We start from the raw sequence: 19440 nt of genomic DNA on the forward strand, positions 1-19440 counted from the left end.
GCGGCGCGGACCACAGCCCTGCTATTGGCTCCAGCCCAGTTCTCTTTCCACCTGCTGGCGGTAGGCATCGACCAGGCCCTCGGCCTTCATCTGCTTGAGCACCGCCGCCATGCGCGGCGCCAGGTCGGCATGCCGCTTGTGCAGGTACGGGTAGGTGGGAATGCTCTTGCCGATATCGATCAGCTTGCGGACGCTGGTGACACCTGCCAACTCCGGTGTGTGCAGCGCCAGCAGGATGCCCAGGCTGAAGTCGCAATACACATCGGTGCGCTGGGCCACCAGCTTCTTGACACCCTGGTCATTGGTGGCTACATCGGACAAGCGCTCGGGCGGCACGATGGGCTTGAGCGCGTTCTCGCATAGCAGGATGCCGCGCCGGTATTCCACCATCAGGCCGTTGGAGACCAGCTCATCCAGGCGCTGCAGTTGCAGCTTGGGGTTGGCCGTGTACAGGGCCAGGTTCAGCTCGATGATGGACTCTTCCACGCGTACCAGCGTGGGCTGCGTTGCGGCGTAGCCGTAGGCGCGTTTGGCCTCGCCATCGATGGCGCCGCTCTCCATCTGCATGCCCAGGCGCTTGAGCGCAAAGCTCTCCATCTGCACCGACAGACCCATGCGCTTGAACAGCTCCCGGTAAATCAGCGCGAACCACTTGAAGGAGTAGGAGTCTTCGGCTGCGTCCGAACCGATGACAAACAGCTTTTGTGCGGTCACCGCTGGCGCTGGTGCGGTCTGCGCATACGCGACGCCGCTGCAAAGGCAGATGCCGACGGCGAGCGCCAGCACACCAGCAGCGTGCCATGGCCGGCGGGCATGGGATTCATGGTGTGGCGGTGGTTTCTTGCAGGGTGATAGGGGCCATTATGTTGACATGCCCATGGCTCCACAATCCCCAGAAATCGGGCTTGCGTGTCAATCCAAATAAACTTGATGAAGTTCAAAAATGCTACTATAGTGATATCACTTTGATCTCATTTCATCCGTTTGTGAAGGCGGTCAAAGCGGCGTCCAACACTATGGTTGGAGCCAACCCCTAGGAGGATGGATATGGACAAGAAGGCTTCCAACGAATATGTGGCAACCACGGCCAATGGCTTTGTGGCGGTATTGCTGGGTCTGGGTTTGCTGTTGCTGGCCGGGTTTATGGTCACGCGTGCACCCAGTGTGACGAACCTGGTATTGGCGGGCATCGCCGTGGTGGCCGGGCTGTGGTTTCTGTCTGGCCTGTACACGCTGAACCCCAACCAGGCGGCCGTGCTGAAGCTGTTTGGCAGCTACCGCGGCACCGACCGCAACGAAGGCTTGCGCTGGGCCAACCCGTTCTTGAGCCGCAGCAAGGTGTCGACCCGAGCGCGCAACTTCAACAGCGAAAAGCTCAAGGTCAACGACCTGCGCGGCAACCCCATCGAGATTGCCGCAGCCATCGTCTGGCGGGTCAACGACACGGCACGGGCCAGCTTTGATGTCGAAGATTTCGAGTCCTACGTGTTCACACAGGCCGAGGCCGCCGTGCGCCACTTGGCCTCCAGCTATGCCTATGACAACCTGGACGACACGGCCGGAGCAGTGCACAAGGAGGTCACGCTGCGTTCCGGTGCCGAGCAGGTTGGTGAGGCTCTGTTGGATGAATTGCAGGAGCGCTTTGCGCTGGCCGGCGTGGTGGTGGTCGATGCCAAACTCACGCACTTGGCCTACGCCCCCGAGATCGCCGGCGCCATGCTGCGCCGTCAGCAGGCCCAGGCCATCATCGCCGCACGCAGCCTGATTGTGCAGGGCGCTGTGGGCATGGTGGAGCAGGCTTTGATCGGCTTGCAGGAGCGCGGCCTGGTAGATCTGGATGATGAGCGCAAAGCCGCCATGGTGACCAATCTGCTGGTGGTGCTGTGCTCCGACCACGACGCCCAACCGGTGGTGAATACGGGTACGCTGTACAACTGACAATCTCCCGCCATGGCCAGTCCCGATAAGAAGTCCTTTGCGCTGCGCATAGACCCCGTGCTGTGGGCGCAGATTGAGCGCCTGGCCGCGTCGGAATTGCGCAGTGTGAATGCCCAAGTGGAGTACCTGCTGCGAGAAGCGGTGCGGGCCCGAGTCGGTGGGCAAAACCCGCCGGCCAAGCCCGGCGAAGAGGACAAGCCCGACGGCCCCTAAGAGTCTGTGCGCCAAGGCGTTTTGCGCAGGTAAAGGAGGAGCCCGCGCAGCGGGCGGGGGACACGGAGCAAAACGCCTTGGCGCACAGACTCGCCCTCACGCGCAGGACTTTCCCCGCGTTTTATGCAGCCCGGTGTTGCAGTTGCAGACTGCTGGATTCCATGCCCGCTGCCAACAAGCCCTGCAGCACATCCCCGACAACGATGACGCTGGGGCTGGCCAGTTGTTCACGGGCAATCGTGCTTTCCAGCTCCGCCAACGTGCACACGGCCTGGCGCTGCGTGGGCAAGCTGGCGTTCTGGATGATGGCCACCGGTGTATCGCCCGGCAGGCCATGCAGCAATTCGTTCTGGATGGTGGCCGCGCCACTGACACCCATGTAGACCACCAAGGTCAACCGGGCCTGGCGTGCCGTATTGGCCAATGCGCGCCAGTCGGTGCCGGCGGAACCGGGCTTGGCATGGCCGGTGACAAACACGACACCGTGCGCGTATTCGCGGTGGGTCAGCGGTACGCCTAGCGATGTGACCGCAGCCATCCCGGCGGTGATGCCGTTGATGACGCTGACGCGCACACCCGCAGCTTGCAGAGCCTCCATCTCTTCGCCGCCACGGCCAAAGATGAAGGGGTCGCCACCCTTGAGGCGCACGACGATTTCACCTTCCAGTGCGGCGGTCACCATCAGCTTTTCGATAAAGGACTGGGGCGTTGATTTGCAACCGCCGCGTTTGCCCACGTAGACGATGCGGGCGGTGGGTGGTGCGAAGGCAACGATGGCCTCGTTCACCAGATCGTCGACCAGCACCACGCTAGCTTGCTGGATGGCTTTTAGTGCCTTGAGGGTCAGCAGCTCGGGGTCGCCCGGGCCTGCGCCCACCAGGGTGACATGGCCCCGTGCGCTGGAGTTGGAAAGATCGTGTTTCATAGTAAATCCACCAAATGCAAGATGTGGGCCACTTGCTGGGCAATCGGCGTGGGCACGGGCTGTGTGCCGTCCAGCACACTGCGGATATAGGCTGCGGTGCTGGCGGCATCCGTACTGGCGGGCAGGTCGGGCAGGCTGGTCAGCGTGCCGTCCTGGTGGTCCTGGCGGTCCACGATCTGGCCGTTGATGAAACCCTGCATCTTGGGCGTGCGCCGGGGGTCGGCCACGGCCTCGCCTTCGGTGCCGCGCAGCAGCAGCGCGTTGCCATTCATTACGGCCAAGGTCTCGGCCATCGACACGGCGTACTCGGGGTGGGTGTAGCTGCTGACCAGCAGGCTCTTGCCCTTCACCGGGCTCATCAGCTTGACCAGACTATGGGCCGGGTTGCGCAGTCCGACGACGCGGCGCACATCCAGCAGGCGCTGCAGGCCGCCGTGCATCAGCGCGGTGGGTACAAAGGCCACCGTGCCAGGTGCTATGGATTCAATAGCTGCCTGTGCAGGAATGGCGAGGGCTAGCAGCACTTCTGACGTATAGACCCGGCGCGACTCGGTGGCCGTGCCGTGCACCAGCACCGGCAGGCCTTCACGCGCCAGCAGCAGGGCCAACAAAGGTGTCAGCACCGGCAGCTTGCGCGCGCCGTTGTAGCTGGGGATGACGATGGTGGGGCGTGGGGAGCTGGCCGGCAGGCGGCACAGGCGCTGGTGGGTGGCGTCCAGAAAACCCGCCATCTCCTGTGCGGTTTCACCCTTGATGCGCATGGCCAGGCAGAAGGCGCCCACTTCCAGGTCGGTTACTGCTCCATCCAGCACCTGGCCGAACAGATCGGCCGCCTGCTCGCGGTTCAGCGGCCGGGCGCCCTGGCTGCCGCGGCCGATTTCCTTGATGTAGTGTGCGATGCCCATGCTGCCATTGTCCCGCAGGCTTGATAACTTAGGGTAATGTACTAATGCCCCCACGCTCCGCCGCTGCGCGGGTCGCTGCCCCCCAAAGGGGGCTAACTCGCCTTGGGGCGGCCCGGCGGCGAGTTGTCGCTGCATATCTGCTAGGCCTGCAAGGCTGGGACGCCAGAGTTGGTCGGCATGGCCAACCGCACGATGCGCTTCACCTCGGGCAGACACGATCCGCAATTGGTGCCGCATTTCAACGCCCCCTGCAGCTGGGCCAGGCGCTGGTCTTCGTTGCCCTTGCATTGGCCCAACTGTGTGGTGATGTCCGACTCCGTCACGTTGAAGCAGGTGCAGACCTGCTTGCCGCGCGACTGCACCGCCACCGGGGGCTTGGCGCCCGGCACCAGCAGCATGCGGCCATAGGCCTGGGCGGGCAGTTCGTCTTGCAGCAGGGTCTTGATCCAGCTTTGGGCGCTGGTGTCGCCGGCCAGCAAGAAGGCATTGAGTCGGGTCTCACCCTTGGCGGTGCCGTCTTCTCTGGCGGGCACCACTTGCACGGCGCGGCGCTGGCCGCGTTTCTTGTCGGCATAACGCAGCACGTCGGCGCCACCCATGCCCAGCAGCGTCTCGATGCGGGCCAGCACGGCATCGTCCGGCGTTTCGTACGCCGCGGCGCGGAACAGCAGGCCGCTGCGCTCACGGCCAAAGGGCGTGCAGCTGGCGAAGGCAAATTTGCCCATCAGTTCCTTCAGCTCTTCGCGCGCCGTCAGTGCCGCGTCGTCCGGCAGCCAGGCAATACCCAGCAGCGACCACGGCAGCTCGGCCTTCAGCACTTTGATGGCCGTGTGTTTGAACTCGGGCTGTTTGGATGTAGGGCAGTAGACCGGCGTGGTCAGCGCGTTGACGCCGGCCAGGCGTTCACCGCTGCTGCTGGCGCCACTCAGGAATTCTTCGCCCCAGTGCATGGCGATGAAGGTCTGCTGCGGCGCCAGCGTGGCACTGGCCAGCACCGGCACGACGATGGAGCCGCGTTTGCCCGTCACGTGGACCAGGTCGCCGTCTTTCAGCAGGCGGCGCTCCATGTCCTGCGCGTTCATCTCGATGCAGGGCTCTGCCACGTGGCCAAACAGGCGGCCCAGCGTGCCGGTGCGGCTCATGCCGTGCCACTGGTCGCGCAGGCGGCCGGTGGTCAGCGACAGCGGGTAGCGTGCCTCGCGCGGCTCGGCCACGGGTTTGTATTCGGTGTTGACAAACTTGGCCTTGCCGTCCGCGGTGGGGAAGATGCCGTCCTCGTACAGGCGCGCCTTGCCGGTGGTCTGGCCCGCGGCCAGCGGCCATTGCTGTGGGCCCCGCGCGTCCAGCATGGAGTAAGACATGCCGGTGATGTCCAGGTCGCGGCCGCGGGTGGATTCGCGGTGCTCGTTCCACACCGATTCGGGCGTTGGGTAGGGGAACAGCGTGGGCCGGGCCGGTGCCAGCAGGGCTTCGAGCCGCTGTGCAAAGTCGACGGCGATGGACCAGTCGTGGCGCGGCCCGTTGTCCAGCGGACCGGGCGCGGGCACGGCCGGGCGCACGCGGCTGATGCGGCGTTCGCTGTTGGTGACCGTTCCATCCTTCTCGCCCCAGGTGGTGGCGGGCAACAGCAGGTCGGCATAACGCGCGGTGGCGGTGGTGGAGAAAGCCTCCTGCACGATGACCAGCTCGGCCCGCTCCAGCGCGCGGCGCACGGTGGCCTGGTCGGGCATGCTCTGGGCCGGGTTGGTGCAGGCAATCCACAGGGCCTTGATCTCGCCATCGGCCGCGGCCTGGAACATGTCCACGGCCGTCTTGCCGGGTTTGTCGGGCACCGCGGGCAGGCCCCACAGCGCGGCCACTTCGGCACGGTGCTCGGGGTTGGTCATGTCGCGGTGGGCGCTGATCAGGTTGGCCAGGCCACCCACTTCTCGCCCGCCCATGGCATTGGGCTGGCCGGTCAGCGAGAAGGGGCCGGCGCCCGCCTTGCCGATCTGGCCGGTGGCCAGGTGCAGGTTGATCAGCGCGGCATTTTTGGCCGTGCCACTGCTGGATTGGTTCAGCCCCTGGCAATACAGGCTCAGTGTGGGGGTGCGGGGCGCGCCGCCACTTTGCACACCGGCAAACAGGCGCGTGGCCTGCAGCAGCGTGTCCTTGCGAATGCCGCAGGCCTGGGCCACGGTGTCGGGCGTGTAGTCGCGTACGGTGGCCTTCAGCGCATCAAAACCCGCAGTGTGCTGGTCGATGAAGGCCTGGTCCAGCCAGCCTTCCCAGGCCATGATGTGCAGCATGCCGTTGAACAGCATCACGTCGGTGCCAGGCTGTATGGCAAGGTGCAGGTCGGCAATGCTGGCCGTGTCGGTGGCACGCGGGTCGCAGACGATGATTTTCAGCCGCGGGTTGGCCTTTTTTGCGTCTTCGATGCGGCGGAACAGGATGGGGTGGGCGAACGCCGTGTTGGAGCCGGTGATGAAGATGCACTGCGCGTGGTTGACATCGTCGTAGCAAGCCGGTGGTGCGTCGGCGCCCAGCGTCTGCTTGTAGCCGGCCACGGCGCTGCTCATGCACAAGCGCGAGTTGGTATCGATGTTGTTGGTGCCGATCAAGCCCTTGGTCAGCTTGTTGAAGACGTAATAGTCCTCGGTCAGCAACTGGCCTGACACGTAAAAGCCAACCGCGTCCGGCCCATGGTCGCGGATGATGCGGGCAAAGCCCTTGGCGGCCGTGTCCAGCGCGGCATCCCAGGTGATGGCCTGTGGCGCGGCGTTGCGTGTGAGGCGCTGCATCGGCTGCAGCAGGCGAGTCTGGACAGTCACCGCGGCGCTGGCGGTCAGGTGCAGCGTGGAGCCCTTGGTGCACAGCCGCCCGAAGTTGGCCGGGTGGTCCGGGTCGCCGCGCACGCCGGTGATCTGTGTCCCGGTCGATTCAATGATGACGCCACAGCCCACACCGCAATAGGGGCAGGTCGATTTTGTTTCTTGTGTGGCCGTCATGGGTGCGGTGCGCTGCGCTGAGGGGAGAGAGGGTTTAGGCGGTTGTGCAGCTGCGGCGGGCGGGGCCAGCAATGGGCCGTGTTTCGTCAACGGCGTGGCCGGCCAGCTCAGCAGTCTTCAGCGAGACCTGGCCATCGACCACCTGCACCGCGAATTTGGGCGTGCAGCCTTCGTCGGGGGCGGATGCCTGGCCATCGCACAGGCCAATCGTCCAGTTGTGCAGCGGGCAGGCCACGCTGGTGCCAAACACGATGCCCTGGCTCAAGGGGCCGCCCTTGTGCGGGCAACGGTCCAGCAGCGCAAACACACCATCGGCGTCGTTGCGGAACACGGCCACGTCCAGGCCCTGGCTGCGGGCTACGCGGCGCGCGCCCAGTACCGGGATGTCTTCGACTTTGCAGATGGGGGTCCATTCACTCATTTTGCTATTCCTTTTGTAGCGGTATGCTCAGGTTTTACGAGGGCTACCGCCCAGTTTTCTATATGCGTTCAGGTTTTCAGGGCCGAGTACATGCCGGTCACCCTGTCCATCACGGCCAGCAGGTTCTCGCTGGCGATGAAGACCTCGCCCAACGCGCGGGCGGATCCCGCGTCGTTGGCAGAGCCCCGTTTCAGCGCCGCGTCAAAAAACACCCATTGCCCGTCGGCCAGTTGCAACTGCTCCTGGATCGCGGTTGTGGTTTGCGGTGCGTCGCGCAGAAAGGCCAGGGCGCTGACAAACTCGCCGCGCGCCTTGGTGATCTCGGCCGCCGCCACCGGGGCCTCAACCGGCAGGCGGGCCGCCAGGTAGTACATGGCCATGCGCTGGCTCAGCATGCGCTGGCGCCCGGCCACATTGACCAGCTTGCCGGTCGGCTTGCCCTGGACCGCTTCAAACTGCTGCGTACCTTGGTGGGCCAGCGCCAGCACGCCAGCGTTGAGCTGCAACATGCTGGCCGCCTGCTCACGTGACGGCGGGTTGCCGACCAGGGCCGTCTTGTATGTGCCCCACGACGCCTCCAACTTGTTGTAGGTGGCCGCAATGTCGGGCGATGTGGCAAAGGCCTTGAGCTCGACCAGCTGGCGGTCAAACAGCGCCAGCGACTTGTCCAGCACTTGCTGGGCCATGGGCTTTTCCACGCCATGGACCAGGGCCAGCCAGGCCTTGCCCATGCGCTGGCTCAGCATGCGCTGGCGACCGGCCTTGTTGATGGCGTCGCCCATGTCGCTGACCTGCGCATGCGCAGCCGTCAGCAGCGGCAGGCCGGTGGTGGCCAGCAGCAGCGTTCTACGGTTGAACAGGATTGGTTTCATCATGGCGATCTCCCCAATGTGGGCGCGTTCAGACAGGCAGGGCGGTGAACTGGCGCGTGTCCACAGCCGCTTCCTTGAAGTCGAACCACGGGTCGGGCTCACCATCCAGCGCAAACTGCAACTGTTCCCACAGCGCCTTGCGGCCTTCGTGGTCTTCCAGGATGCGTTTCTTCACATAGTCCAGGCCCACGCGGTTCACGTAGTGCACGGTGCGCTCCAGGTACCAGCCCTCTTGGCGGTACAGCTCGCAGAAGGCGCCGGTGTACTCCAGCACCTCGGCGGCCGTCTTCACTTTCACCAAAAAGTGCGCCACCTCGGTCTTGATGCCGCCATTGCCGGCGATGTACATCTCCCAACCGCTGTCCACACCAATCACACCCACGTCCTTGATGCCGGACTCAGCGCAGTTGCGCGGGCAGCCGCTTACGGCGAACTTGACCTTGTGCGGGGCATACATGCGCCACATGGCTTTTTCCAGGTCCTTGCCCATCTGGGTGCTGTCCTGCGTGCCCATGCGGCACCATTCACTGCCCACACAGGTCTTGACCGTACGCAGGGCCTTGGCATAGGCGTGGCCGGATGGCATGCCGATGTCCTTCCACACGTTTTGCAGGTCTTCCTTCTTCACGCCCAGCAGGTCCAGGCGCTGGCCGCCGGTGACCTTGACGGTGGGGATGTTGTACTTGTCCACCACGTCGGCAATGCGGCGCAGTTCGGCGGCCGTGGTCTCACCGCCCCACATGCGCGGGATCACGCTGTAGGTGCCGTCCTTCTGGATGTTGGCGTGGCTGCGTTCGTTGATGAAGCGGCTTTGCGGGTCGTCCTTGGCGGCCTTGGGCCAGGTGCTGATCAGGTAGTAGTTGACGGCCGGGCGGCACGATGCACAACCATTGGGCGTCTTCCATTCCAGGAACTTGAAGGTGTCGGCAATCGTCAGCAGCTTGTTGTTGCGAATCGCATCGCGCACGGCCTGGTGGCCATGGTCGGTACAGGCGCACATGGCCTTGGTCTTGGGCGTGGCGGAGTAGTCGCCACCGGCGGTGAACATGATGATCTGTTCCACCAGCCCGGTGCAGGAGCCGCAAGACGCGCTGGCCTTGGTGTGTTTCTTGACCTCGTCCAGCGTGAACAAACCCTTCTCGCGGATGGCCTTGCAGATCGTGCCCTTGTTGACGCCGTTGCAGCCGCAGACCTCGGCATCGTCGGGCATGGTGGCAGCCTTGCTGTGGCCTTCGTGGCCGGTGTCGCCGATATTGGATTCGCCAAACATCAGCTTGTCGCGGATGTCGGCAATGCTGCGGCCATCGCGCAAGAGCTTGAAGTACCAGCTGCCGTCCACGGTGTCACCATACAGGCAGGCGCCGACCAGCTTGTCGTCCTTGATAACCAGCTTCTTGTAGACGCCGCCATAGGGGTCGCTCATGACCAGCTCTTCGGTGCCATCACCACCGGTGAAGTCGCCCGCGCTGAACAGGTCAATGCCGGTGACCTTGAGCTTGGTCGATGTGAGCGAACCCTGGTAGCGGCCAATGCCGTACTGCGCCAGGTGGTTGGCGGCCACCTTGGCCTGTTCAAACAACGGCGCCACCAGACCGTAGGCAATGCCGCGGTGGGCCGCGCATTCACCCACGCTGTAGATGCGGGCATCGGTGGTGGTCTGCATGGTGTCGTTGACCACGATGCCCTTGTTGCAATGCAGGCGCATGCTCTCGGCCAGCTCGGTGTTGGGGCGAATGCCCACGGCCATGACGACCAGATCGGCAGCCACCTCGGTGCCGTCCTTGAACTGGATGGCCTTGACGCGACCTGCCTCATTGCCAACCAAACCTTGTGTCTGTGCACCGATCAGGAACTTCAGGCCCCGGTCTTCCAGCGACTTCTGCAGCATCTTGCCGGCCACGGTGTCCAGCTGGCGTTCCATCAGCGTGGGCATCACATGCACCACGGTCACATTCATGCCGCGCAGCATGAGGCCGTTGGCCGCTTCCAGGCCCAACAGACCGCCGCCGATGACCACGGCGTTCTTGTATTGCGTGGCCGCTTCGATCATCGCGTTGGTGTCGGCAATGTCGCGGTAGGCGATGACGCCTTGCAGGTCTTTGCCCGGCACAGGCAATATGAAGGGGTTGGAGCCAGTGCACAGCAGCAGGCGGTCGTATTCGGCCTCGGTGATGGCGCCATTGGCATCCTTGGCGCGCACGATGCGCTTGACGCGGTCCACCTCATAGACCTTCTTGCCGGCGTGCAGTGTGATGTGGTTCTCGGTGTACCACTCCCAGGAGTTCAGCACGATCTCGTCCAGCGTCTGTTCGCCGGCCAGCACGGGCGACAGCAAAATGCGGTTGTAGTTGGGGTGTGGCTCCGCGCCGAAGACGGTGATGTCGTACAGATCGGGTGCAATCTTCAGCAATTCTTCCAGCGTGCGCACGCCCGCCATGCCATTGCCTATCATTACCAACTTGGATTTTTTCATTGCCGCCACTCCTGGTATCGGAAACCTTGGCACGTGGATATGCCACCTGCCAAACAAAAGAGAAAAGGGATAGTTCAAACACGGCCATGCGGCCGGTACACCAAACTCACACACATGCATACGTCGTTGTATGCAGAACCCGCAGTGCAATCGCTAAGGTTGTGGGCGCTCCGTTACGCCCGCTTGCTCTTATGCAAGAGCTGTGCCATATCATGGTGTTTACCCTTGTTTTTATGGCTGCTGCCCGACAAGCTGGTGCGTGTCTTGCATGCCCGGCACCTGTTCTCTCTCTCAAAACCGTGTTTTTATGACGTCTGCCCTGGTCCATGTGAATGGTTTGAAAACTGCGCAAGTGCTGCACGACGACCTGGCCGCGGCCGGCATTGCTGTACTCGCCACGGTGCAAGACCGCGCCCGGCTATTGCAGGAAGTGGTGCGCCATGCACCAGATGTGCTCATTTGTGATGTGCCCGTGCCGGACGAGGCCTTGTTCAAGGCCACGGCTGCCATTGCAGAAACCGCGCCCTGCGCCGTGGTCGTGTTCACGGCCGATGCCGATGTGGGCCATATGGACCGTGCCCTGGCGTCGGGCATCCACGGCTACGAGGTGAATGGCTACGGCGCCCACCGTCTGCGCGCCCTGGTGCACCTGGCCCAGGCCCGCTTTCGCCAGCAGCAGGCCCAGGCCCAGGCGCTGGCCGATATCTCCACCCGCTTTGAAGAGCGCAAGATGGTGGAACGGGCCAAGGGCATATTGATGCAGGCCCAGCACCTGTCAGACGACGACGCCTTCCACATCCTGCGCACCGCCTCCATGCACACCAACCAAAGGCTGGGCCAGGTGTCGCAGCACATCGTGCAGTCCGCTCGCAACGCGGAAGATGTGAACCGCTGCGGCCAGCTGCGCATGCTGTCGCAGCGCCTGGTAACACTGCAGCTGCTGCAGCAGGCCTTGCCACAAGCCGGCGCGCCGTGGGCGCAGCAGTTGCAGGAGTCCGTGCAGCGCATTGATGCCAACCTGGCCTACCTGGGGAAAAGCCTGTCGCAGGCCACGTATGGCGACTTGTTGGGCCAGGTGCAGCAAACTTGGGCGGAGCTGCAGCCCGTGCTGCATGGAAGCCCCGGCGCTGGGGACGCAGCATCGGCGTATGCCCGGCTGGACGAACTGGCCGAGCACCTGCTGCAGGGTGCCGAGCGCCTGACCACCCAGCTGGAAAGCGCCAGCCCCGCGCCGCCGCTGCGCGTGCTCAACCTGGCCGGCCGCCAGCGCATGCTGTCGCAGCGCTTTGCCAAGGATGCCGTGCTGGCGCTGCTGGGCGGGGCAGCTTTGCAAGAGCGCAGCGCAACGGGCATGGCCGCATCGCGTGCTGCGTTTGAAGAGGCGTTGACTTACCTGAATGGCCTGCCGCTGAGCACGCCCGATATCCACACCGCGCTGGAGGCGGCGGGCATTGGCTGGCTGACGCTGGTGGCCGCTACCAAGGCGGCGCCAGGCGCAGGTGACGCGGCGCAGTTGCATGGCTTGGCGCAGGCCAGTGAAAGCCTGTTGACGGTGCTGGAGCAGCTTTCCGCCCACTACGAACACAGCATGCAGATGCTCACCGGTGCGTAGGAGGGGCGCAGGAGCCTGAGTCGCAAAGCGTTTTGCTCCGTGTCCCCCGGCCTGCGGCCTCCTCCTTTACCTGCGCAAAACGCTTTGCGACTCAGGCTCCTGCACCCAAAGCACTGCAATAGCGCATACCGTGCTGCAATGCACCAAATCAGGGAAAACCCACCCAAAAGCTCCCCATGCACGGGCATCGATATTGCTTACCCTTGGTGCATATGGCATTTGAACTCGACATCGGCTTCGCATCCAGCGCCGGCACCAAGGACAGCAACGAGGACTTCTGTGGCGCCCTGATGCCCGAGCCCGGGCTGGAGGGCATGGGCGTCATCGCGGCGGTGGCCGATGGCGTGAGCCGCGGCGGTATGGGCAAGGAGGCGGCGCAGACCACCGTCGTCAGCCTGCTGCGCGACTACTTTGGCACCCCCGAGACCTGGGACGCCACCGTGGCCCTGGACCGCATCATCTGCAGCCAGAACGCCTGGTTGTGCGGCATCAACCGTCGCCGCCAGCCCGCGGTGGGCATGACCACGCTGACCGCCGTGGTGTTGCGCGGCCAGTCCTATGCGCTGGCCCATGTGGGCGACTCGCGCGCCTACCTGCTGCGCGGCGGGCAGATCCAGCAGATCACCCACGACCACGTGGTCAACCACCCCGACTTCAAACACCAGCTGGTGCGCGCCGTGGGGCTGGAAGAGCGGGTGGTGGTGGACTATGTGCAAGGCGACCTGCAGGTGGGTGACGTGTTTGTGCTGCTGACGGACGGTGTGTATGGCTCCTTGTCCGACAAGCGCCTGCAGGCCATGGCCGAGGGCGACAACGCGCAAGCTGCTTGCGAAGCCCTGCTGGACGCCGCGCTCAAGGCCGGCAGCAAAGACAATGTGACCGCCCTGGTGGTGCGCGTGCTGGGCCTGCTGGACGCCACGCTGCAAGACGAAAACCGTGCCGCCCAAAGCTTGCCCGTGCCGCCACTGATGAAAGTGGGTGAGGTGATCGACGGACTGACCATCACCGCTCCCGTGGCCGACAACGGCATCAATGTTGTTTACCAAGCCAAGGTAGCGGCCCCCACAGCGGGCGCAGACCCCGACAAACGCTACATCATCAAGGCCCTGCACCCCGCCCGCGCCCATGACCGCGAAGAGCTGGCCATGCTGGCCCACGAGGCCTGGCTGGCCAAACGCATGCAGTCGTCCCGCGTGGCGGACAACCTGGTCCAGATCCACACCGAACTGCCAGGGCTGCCAGAGGGCCGGCCGCGCAGCGCCTTTTACCTGGTCTATGACTGGCATGGCGGCGAGACACTGCAGCACGCGCTGGCCCAGCAAAAGCGCTTCAAGCTGCCGCAGGCGCTGGCTGTGGGCGTGCAGGCATTGAAGGCGCTGGGCCGCCTGCACCGCCAGGGCGTCATCCACCGCGACATCAAGCCCGCCAACCTGCACCAGGGCGAAGACGGCGTGTTGCGCCTGCTGGACCTGGGCGTGGCGCTGAGCGGGCGCGAACCAGCCTCCATGCGCGAGCTGCACGCCGGCACACCCAGCTATGTGAACCCCGAGCAGTGGGGCTTCAACTGCAAGACCAGCGCCCGCAGCGGCGGCCAGCGCACCGACGTGCCGCAGGAGCTGCCCGACCCGCAGAGCGACCTGTTCGCGCTGGGCGTCACGCTGTACCAGTTGCTGACTGGCAAGCTGCCCTATGGCGAGGTGCTGCCCTACCAGGTGGGCCGCTACTACCGCGACCCGGTAGCCCCCAGCCGCCACAACCCGGAGATACCGATCTGGCTGGACCATGTGCTGCTCAAAGCCGTGGCCCGCGACAAGCGCCAGCGCTTCGAGACGGCCGAAGAGTTCCGCTTGGCGCTGGAGCGCGGCGCGTCCCGCCCGCTGTCCGCTCCCTCGGCTACGCCGCTGCTGCAGCGCGACCCCACGGCGCTGTGGAAGGTGGGGTTGGCGGTGTCGGTGTTGCTTAATCTGTTGTTGGTCTACTGGCTGCTGTTTTTGCCGAAATAGCCGATAGTCCTCGTCGAATATGAGAATGGTGCTATCGATTCAGAAGCAAGTGCATCACTGCGCAGCGGTCAGGCGCAATGGGCCGTACCAGGCGCGTGCCTGGCTTTGGGTGTTGTCGGTGTCGGTCATGATGGCGATACCGATCAAGGGGCCGGCCGGTTCGCCAAAAGCTTTTTCAAAGTCTGCACGGATGTTGCGCTCGTAGTTCAGCCAGCGGCTGAGCCCTTGCGGCCCGGACTCCACGACGATGGTGCGGATGCGGTCGGTGCGCGGGTTGACGATGACGGAGCCCGGCGCCCGCTTGTTGCACCACACGTACATCAGCGTGGCATAGGGCAGGGGCTCGCCCGTCATCGCGTGGGACAGCTCGGACAGCATGGCGTTCTTCATCGAAAACGTGGACCGGTCACCGTCAAAGGCCAGCACCACCCGCACCGGCGAGTCATCCGCCTGGCGCAGGGCCATGTCGGCCTGCTCGATCAATTGCGGCACCATCCATGAAAATTCGATCTTGCCCAAGTCGGCCGCCTCCACCCGCAGGGGCTGGCGCAACATGCTGGCCGATGCTTTGGAAACCGCCGCAGCCACCAAGCGCCCATCCTGCCGCACAAAAGAGAACTCGGTGGCCTGCTTGCCGGGCAGGGGGTAATGCTGCCAAGTGTCAAACGGTGCCGCAGAGGCGGTGGGTTTGCCGGTTGGTGCGTCCGCCGACGCGTACGGGCCCTGTGCCACCTCGGGGTCGGTAGGGGCCGGCACCGACGTGCAGGCTGTCATCAGCAACAGCACAGCGGCGCTCAGCAAGCCGTGCAAGCTGGGGCTGCGGTTGTTGAAGGGAACAAAAACGGATGAGTTCAGCATGGCTCTGTGGCGTCGCGGCGGGGGCTGGTGTGCGGATGGACAACTATGCCCGATGTATATGACAAATTCTGCTTGACGTGAACTGTTTTATTGCTCAACCTCCCGATTGCGCGCAGCTTTGCATGCGGTACCAGAAGGGACAATATGGCAAACATCAGTTGGAAAGATTCGCCGACCCTGTACGTTGCACTGTCGGACGGTGTACCCGTCTGCGAGTTGAAATCCATGGATATCGGTGGCGTTTCCGCCAACTGGCTGAACGGCCGCCTATGGCCACCTCCCGCCCATATGCCCAAGGCCGCGCCGCAACCGACCCGCTTCTTCTTCGGGCTTGCGGAGGCGAAGACGGCGGTGGAGGAGGCGATGATGCAGGGGTGAGGGGACTCTCGTGTCGTTCGTGCGCCAGTATTACGCAGTGCGTGCGCGGCCTCCTTTTTCTGCCCACGTCCGAGTCCAGCGGATCTGCATCACGCGCAGCATGACCAGCATGGCCACGGCCAGGGTGGCGAACACGAAGAAGCCGCCGGAGTAGCTACCCATGTATTGCTTGGACAAGCCCATGGCGTTAGGCACCAGGCCGCCGCCCAAGGCACCAATCTCGCCGATCATGGAGCCGGCCACCGCAGTGGCCAGCGGCCAGCGCAGCGGCACCAACTGGAATACCGCGCCGTTGCCGGCACCCAAGGCCGCGAAGCACACAATCACCAAGAGTGTGGTCACGGCCAGCGAGCCGGTGGACAGGCCGCACAGCACCAGCGTGCCCGCCACCGTGCACAGCACCAGGTTCAGTGTGTTGACACCGCCCCAGCGGTCCGATATCCAGCCGCCCAGCACGCGCACGGCCGCGCCCATGAAGGCGGCCAGCATCGTCAATTGGCCGGCCTGGACCTTGCTGACACCGAACTGGTCGTAGTAGTAGGTGGGTAAGAAGGTGGCCAAGCCGATGAAGCCACCAAAGGTGACCGCGTAGATCAGGCTGAAGGCCCAGCCGTCTTTCTCAAACAGGCAGGCAATGTGCTCCTTGAAGGAGGCATGGGAGTCGACGTCGTTGGGTTCCTTGGCAAAGATGACCATTACCACCATGGGGATGGTGATGGCCACGGCCGCAATGCCGTACACCGTGACCCAGCCAAAGGCCTGGGCCAGCGGCGGCGCAATCAGCACCGACACGGCCGTGCCCACATTGCCCGCACCCACCAGACCCATGGCCAGGCCCTTGTGCCGGGGTGGGAACGAGCCCGAGCCCAGCGACAGAGCGACGCCGAAGCTGGCGCCGGCAATGCCCAGCAGCACGCCCATGGCCAGCAGGTCGTTGAAACTCTTGACGCAGAAAAAGCCAAACAGCATCGCCACCATGATCATGCCCATCTCGACGAGCGTGGCTTTCTTGCGGCCGATGTACTGCGACAGGATACCCAGCGGAAAACGCATCAGCGCGCCGGCGATGATGGGGATGGACAGCATCAGGCCCTTTTGTGCGGGGCTGAGGTTGAACGTCTCAGAAATAAAGGGCGCCATCGCGCCATTGAGCACCCAAATGCAGCAGGAAAACGAAAAGTACAAGAAGGAGGCGAACAGCGTGGGCGCGTGGCCGCTCTTCAGAAAACTGCGAAATCCCGACATGGTGCACAAATTCCTAAAAATGGGTTGAACCCATGCACCAAAGCGAAACCCGTGCCAGACCTACTCAAAACGGTGCGTACCTAGGGACGGGACACTAAATAGTTTTTGAATTGCTCGATGGGAACCGGGCTGCCGAACAAGAAGCCTTGGTAGGCGTGGCAGCCGATGTCGGCCAGGAAGTCGCGCTGGGCCTCGGTTTCCACCCCTTCAGCAACCACGGACAGGCCCAAAGTGGTGCCCAGCGCCACAATGGTGCGCGCTATGGCCGCGTCATTGGGGTCGTTGAGTACGTCGCGCACAAAGGAGCGGTCGATCTTCAGCAGGTCTAGCGGCAACTGCTTGAGGTAGCTCAGCGACGAATAACCGGTGCCGAAATCGTCCAGCGAGAAGCCCACGCCATGGGCCTTGAGCTCGTTCATCTTGCCGATGATGTCGTCCACGCGGTGGGCCAGCACGCTCTCGGTCAGCTCGATGCGCAGCCGATTGGGCGGCACCTTCCAGATTTGCAGAAACTTCAGCACGCCGGGCACAAATCCGGGTTCCCGCAATTCGCGTGCACTGACGTTGACGGCCAGGCTCAGGTGGGCGGTCTCTGGTGATTGGGCCCAGGCAGACAACTGCTCGCAGGCCATGTTCATGACCCAGCGGCCTAGCGGCACGATCAGCCCGGTGGACTCGGCCAGTGCGATGAAGTGCTCGGGCATGACCAGGCCACGCGTGGGCTGCAGCCAGCGCACCAGGGCCTCGGCCCCGGTGATATGGCCTGTGGCGCCCACCGTGGGCTGGAAATACAGTACCAGCTCCTCGCCGCCCTGCAGGCCATCGCGCAGGTCGAACTCCATCGCCACCCAGTCTTCCAGCTCGGTCTGCATGCTGAGGTCAAAGAAGCGCAAGGTGTTGCGGCCCGCGGCCTTGGCCTGGTACATGGCCAGGTCGGCCTGCTTGAGCAGGTCGTCCACGCTGTGGCTGCGGGCATCGAACAGCGTGATGCCCATGCTGGGTGAGCTGTGGTGTTCGCGCCCCACCAGGTCATAGGGTTGGTTCAGGTTGGCCAGGATTTTCTTGCCCACGCTGTCGGCCTGCAGGGCCGCGGCATGGGGGTCGGTCTCCAGGTCTTCGAGTACCAGCACAAACTCATCGCCGCCCAGGCGGGCCACGGTATCGGCCTCGCGCACGCAGTCCGACAGGCGCTGGCCCACCTGCTGCAGCAGCAGGTCGCCCACATCGTGGCCCAGCGTGTCGTTCAGCGTCTTGAAGTTGTCCAGGTCGATGAAGAGCAGGGCGCCGTGGCGGTGGTGGCGGGCATTGGTGTGCAGCGCGCGTTTGAGCTGCTCCAGCAGCAGGCGGCGGTTGGGCAGGCCGGTCAGAGCGTCGTAGAAGGCCAGACGGTGGATTTCTTCGCCGGCCTGCTTTTGCTGCGAAATGTCGCGCCCGATGCCGTGGTAGCCGCGGAAGCGCCCATCCCCATCAAACATGGGTGAGCCGCTGACGCTGGCCCAGTGGGCGGTGTTGTCGGTGTCGGGGCTGCGGATCTCCAGGTCGCGAAAGGGCTCATGGGCGGCCAGTACCTTGCGGTGCGCGTCCCAATCGGCCTCGGTCATGTTGAGGCAAGGAATCTCCCAGCGCGTCTTGCCCCGGTGCTGGTCCATGGTCAGGCCGGTGCTGTTGTAGACCTTGCCGCCCAGTATCGTGAAGCGGAAGTTTTCGTCCTGCTCCCAGTACCAGTCGGACGACAGCTCGGTCAGTGCGCGGAAGCGGGCCTCGCTCTCGCGCAACGTGGCCTCGCTCTTCTCCCGCTCGGTCACGTCCACAAAATTGACCTGGATGGCGGGGCGCCCTTTGTGCGTGATGGGTGAGGCCTGAATTTCCACGTCGATGGAGCGGCCGTCGCGGCGTATGAATTTTTCCACCTGTACCGGCAGCGGCGCGCCGCTGGCCAGGCCCTGGGCCACGCGCGCCGCCACCAGGCTGCGGTAGCGCGGGTCCACCAGGTCCATCATGGGCAGGCCGATCAGCTCGGCCTCGGTTCGCGCCCCGAGGATGCGGATGGCCGCCGCATTGGCATAGGCAACCAGGCCGTCCTGGTGCACGCCAATGCCGATGGGGGACCACTCCACCAGGGCGCGGTAGCGGGCCTCGCTATCTTGCAGTTGGGCCTCTACCTGTTTGCGTTCGGTCAGGTCGGTGTTGGTGCCCGACAGTCGCAGCGCCTGGCCCTGGTCATTGCGCTGGATATGGGCGCGCAACAGCACGGGCACATAGTGGCCCTGCTTGTGGCGCATGCGGCATTCGGTCTGCCAGGTCTCGCCACGGCCTTGCAGCGCGGCGGTGAAGCTCTGGTCGATGGCAGTGGCGTCGTCGGGGTGGAAGAAGCTGGCCATCAGGGACGAGTTGGCGGGCAGCTCCGCATTCACATAACCCAGCATGTTCCACCATGTGGATGACAGGTAGACCTCGCCGGTGGCCAGGTCCCAATCCCATGGCGCGGCGTCCATGCCGCGCAGGATCAGCTCCCAACGCTCATGCGAAAGTTTCTGCTGCTGCAGTTGTTGTTGCCCCGCCAGGGTGTTCTCCATAGCGTGACATTATGGCGTCTCCCGTAATGGG

At 64.2% G+C, this 19440-nt stretch carries 15 protein-coding genes; 5 read left to right on the plus strand and 10 right to left on the minus strand.

Features of this window, described 5'->3' with window-relative positions:
* Window positions 1-21: 21 nt before the first annotated feature.
* A complete protein-coding gene (locus tag AC07OO_RS18835) occupies window positions 22-714 on the minus strand; it encodes a hypothetical protein (protein ID WP_495083671.1) in 693 nt (230 codons plus the stop codon).
* A 333-nt stretch (window positions 715-1047) separates the two neighbouring features.
* On the opposite strand from AC07OO_RS18835, the gene AC07OO_RS18840 reads away from it, so the two are divergent.
* Both AC07OO_RS18840 and AC07OO_RS18845 read left to right on the plus strand, forming a co-directional pair.
* A complete protein-coding gene (locus AC07OO_RS18840) occupies window positions 1048-1938 on the plus strand; it encodes an SPFH domain-containing protein (RefSeq protein ID WP_495083672.1) in 891 nt (296 codons plus the stop codon).
* Window positions 1939-1950: 12 nt separating this feature from the next.
* Window positions 1951-2151 (plus strand): type II toxin-antitoxin system antitoxin, encoded by a 201-nt coding sequence (locus AC07OO_RS18845; RefSeq protein WP_495083673.1) that lies wholly within the window; start codon window positions 1951-1953, stop codon window positions 2149-2151.
* A 121-nt stretch (window positions 2152-2272) separates the two neighbouring features.
* Here AC07OO_RS18845 and cobA read toward each other — a convergent pair whose 3' ends face one another.
* The 6 genes from cobA to nirB form a co-directional block, all read right to left on the minus strand.
* Window positions 2273-3076 (minus strand): uroporphyrinogen-III C-methyltransferase, encoded by an 804-nt coding sequence (cobA, locus tag AC07OO_RS18850; protein ID WP_495083674.1) that lies wholly within the window; start codon window positions 3074-3076, stop codon window positions 2273-2275.
* A complete protein-coding gene (gene ybiB, locus AC07OO_RS18855) occupies window positions 3073-3981 on the minus strand; it encodes a DNA-binding protein YbiB (RefSeq protein WP_495083675.1) in 909 nt (302 codons plus the stop codon). The genes cobA and ybiB overlap by 4 nt, the downstream gene beginning before the upstream one ends.
* A gap of 140 nt (window positions 3982-4121) precedes the next feature.
* Window positions 4122-6971 carry a nitrate reductase gene (locus AC07OO_RS18860; RefSeq protein ID WP_495083676.1) on the minus strand — a complete coding sequence of 950 codons (2850 nt, stop codon included), beginning with the start codon at window positions 6969-6971 and terminating at the stop codon, window positions 4122-4124.
* 34 nt (window positions 6972-7005) lie between these two features.
* Window positions 7006-7392, minus strand: coding sequence for a nitrite reductase small subunit NirD (gene nirD, locus AC07OO_RS18865; protein WP_495083677.1), 387 nt, complete (start codon window positions 7390-7392; stop codon window positions 7006-7008).
* A gap of 68 nt (window positions 7393-7460) precedes the next feature.
* The gene (locus AC07OO_RS18870) at window positions 7461-8267 is read right to left on the minus strand and encodes a type IV pili methyl-accepting chemotaxis transducer N-terminal domain-containing protein (protein WP_495083678.1); all 807 of its coding nucleotides are present in this window, start codon (window positions 8265-8267) and stop codon (window positions 7461-7463) included.
* A 25-nt stretch (window positions 8268-8292) separates the two neighbouring features.
* Window positions 8293-10737 carry a nitrite reductase large subunit NirB gene (gene nirB / locus AC07OO_RS18875; protein ID WP_495083679.1) on the minus strand — a complete coding sequence of 815 codons (2445 nt, stop codon included), beginning with the start codon at window positions 10735-10737 and terminating at the stop codon, window positions 8293-8295.
* Between the two features lie 307 nt (window positions 10738-11044).
* On the opposite strand from nirB, the gene AC07OO_RS18880 reads away from it, so the two are divergent.
* Together AC07OO_RS18880 and AC07OO_RS18885 are read left to right on the plus strand one after the other, a co-directional pair.
* Window positions 11045-12349 carry an ANTAR domain-containing protein gene (locus tag AC07OO_RS18880; RefSeq protein ID WP_495083680.1) on the plus strand — a complete coding sequence of 435 codons (1305 nt, stop codon included), beginning with the start codon at window positions 11045-11047 and terminating at the stop codon, window positions 12347-12349.
* A 212-nt stretch (window positions 12350-12561) separates the two neighbouring features.
* Window positions 12562-14352 carry a bifunctional protein-serine/threonine kinase/phosphatase gene (locus tag AC07OO_RS18885; protein WP_495083681.1) on the plus strand — a complete coding sequence of 597 codons (1791 nt, stop codon included), beginning with the start codon at window positions 12562-12564 and terminating at the stop codon, window positions 14350-14352.
* Between the two features lie 54 nt (window positions 14353-14406).
* Here the strand turns inward: AC07OO_RS18885 and AC07OO_RS18890 are convergent, their stop codons facing one another.
* Window positions 14407-15210, minus strand: coding sequence for a DUF3047 domain-containing protein (locus tag AC07OO_RS18890; RefSeq protein ID WP_495083682.1), 804 nt, complete (start codon window positions 15208-15210; stop codon window positions 14407-14409).
* 144 nt (window positions 15211-15354) lie between these two features.
* On the opposite strand from AC07OO_RS18890, the gene AC07OO_RS18895 reads away from it, so the two are divergent.
* A complete protein-coding gene (locus tag AC07OO_RS18895) occupies window positions 15355-15588 on the plus strand; it encodes a hypothetical protein (RefSeq protein ID WP_495083683.1) in 234 nt (77 codons plus the stop codon).
* A 30-nt stretch (window positions 15589-15618) separates the two neighbouring features.
* Here the strand turns inward: AC07OO_RS18895 and AC07OO_RS18900 are convergent, their stop codons facing one another.
* Together AC07OO_RS18900 and AC07OO_RS18905 are read right to left on the minus strand one after the other, a co-directional pair.
* The gene (locus AC07OO_RS18900) at window positions 15619-16833 is read right to left on the minus strand and encodes an MFS transporter (protein ID WP_495083684.1); all 1215 of its coding nucleotides are present in this window, start codon (window positions 16831-16833) and stop codon (window positions 15619-15621) included.
* 80 nt (window positions 16834-16913) lie between these two features.
* Window positions 16914-19409, minus strand: a complete 2496-nt coding sequence (locus AC07OO_RS18905) for a sensor domain-containing protein (protein WP_495083685.1) — start codon at window positions 19407-19409, stop codon at window positions 16914-16916.
* Window positions 19410-19440 lie beyond the last annotated feature (31 nt).

The sequence above is a fragment of the Rhodoferax sp. GW821-FHT07G04 genome (genome assembly GCF_059418585.1).

Excerpts from the sequence above, each read along its gene's own strand:
- AC07OO_RS18870 (WP_495083678.1), bottom strand. The coding sequence starts at position 8,267 with ATGATGAAACCAATCCTGTTCAACCGTAGAACGCTGCTGCTGGCCACC.
- ybiB (WP_495083675.1), bottom strand. The coding sequence starts at position 3,981 with ATGGGCATCGCACACTACATCAAGGAAATCGGCCGCGGCAGCCAGGGC.
- AC07OO_RS18840 (WP_495083672.1), top strand. The coding sequence starts at position 1,048 with ATGGACAAGAAGGCTTCCAACGAATATGTGGCAACCACGGCCAATGGC.
- AC07OO_RS18885 (WP_495083681.1), top strand. The coding sequence starts at position 12,562 with ATGGCATTTGAACTCGACATCGGCTTCGCATCCAGCGCCGGCACCAAG.
- cobA (WP_495083674.1), bottom strand. The coding sequence starts at position 3,076 with ATGAAACACGATCTTTCCAACTCCAGCGCACGGGGCCATGTCACCCTG.
- nirB (WP_495083679.1), bottom strand. The coding sequence starts at position 10,737 with ATGAAAAAATCCAAGTTGGTAATGATAGGCAATGGCATGGCGGGCGTG.
- AC07OO_RS18880 (WP_495083680.1), top strand. The coding sequence starts at position 11,045 with ATGACGTCTGCCCTGGTCCATGTGAATGGTTTGAAAACTGCGCAAGTG.
- nirD (WP_495083677.1), bottom strand. The coding sequence starts at position 7,392 with ATGAGTGAATGGACCCCCATCTGCAAAGTCGAAGACATCCCGGTACTG.
- AC07OO_RS18845 (WP_495083673.1), top strand. The coding sequence starts at position 1,951 with ATGGCCAGTCCCGATAAGAAGTCCTTTGCGCTGCGCATAGACCCCGTG.
- AC07OO_RS18895 (WP_495083683.1), top strand. The coding sequence starts at position 15,355 with ATGGCAAACATCAGTTGGAAAGATTCGCCGACCCTGTACGTTGCACTG.
- AC07OO_RS18900 (WP_495083684.1), bottom strand. The coding sequence starts at position 16,833 with ATGTCGGGATTTCGCAGTTTTCTGAAGAGCGGCCACGCGCCCACGCTG.
- AC07OO_RS18860 (WP_495083676.1), bottom strand. The coding sequence starts at position 6,971 with ATGACGGCCACACAAGAAACAAAATCGACCTGCCCCTATTGCGGTGTG.
- AC07OO_RS18890 (WP_495083682.1), bottom strand. The coding sequence starts at position 15,210 with ATGCTGAACTCATCCGTTTTTGTTCCCTTCAACAACCGCAGCCCCAGC.
- AC07OO_RS18905 (WP_495083685.1), bottom strand. The coding sequence starts at position 19,409 with ATGGAGAACACCCTGGCGGGGCAACAACAACTGCAGCAGCAGAAACTT.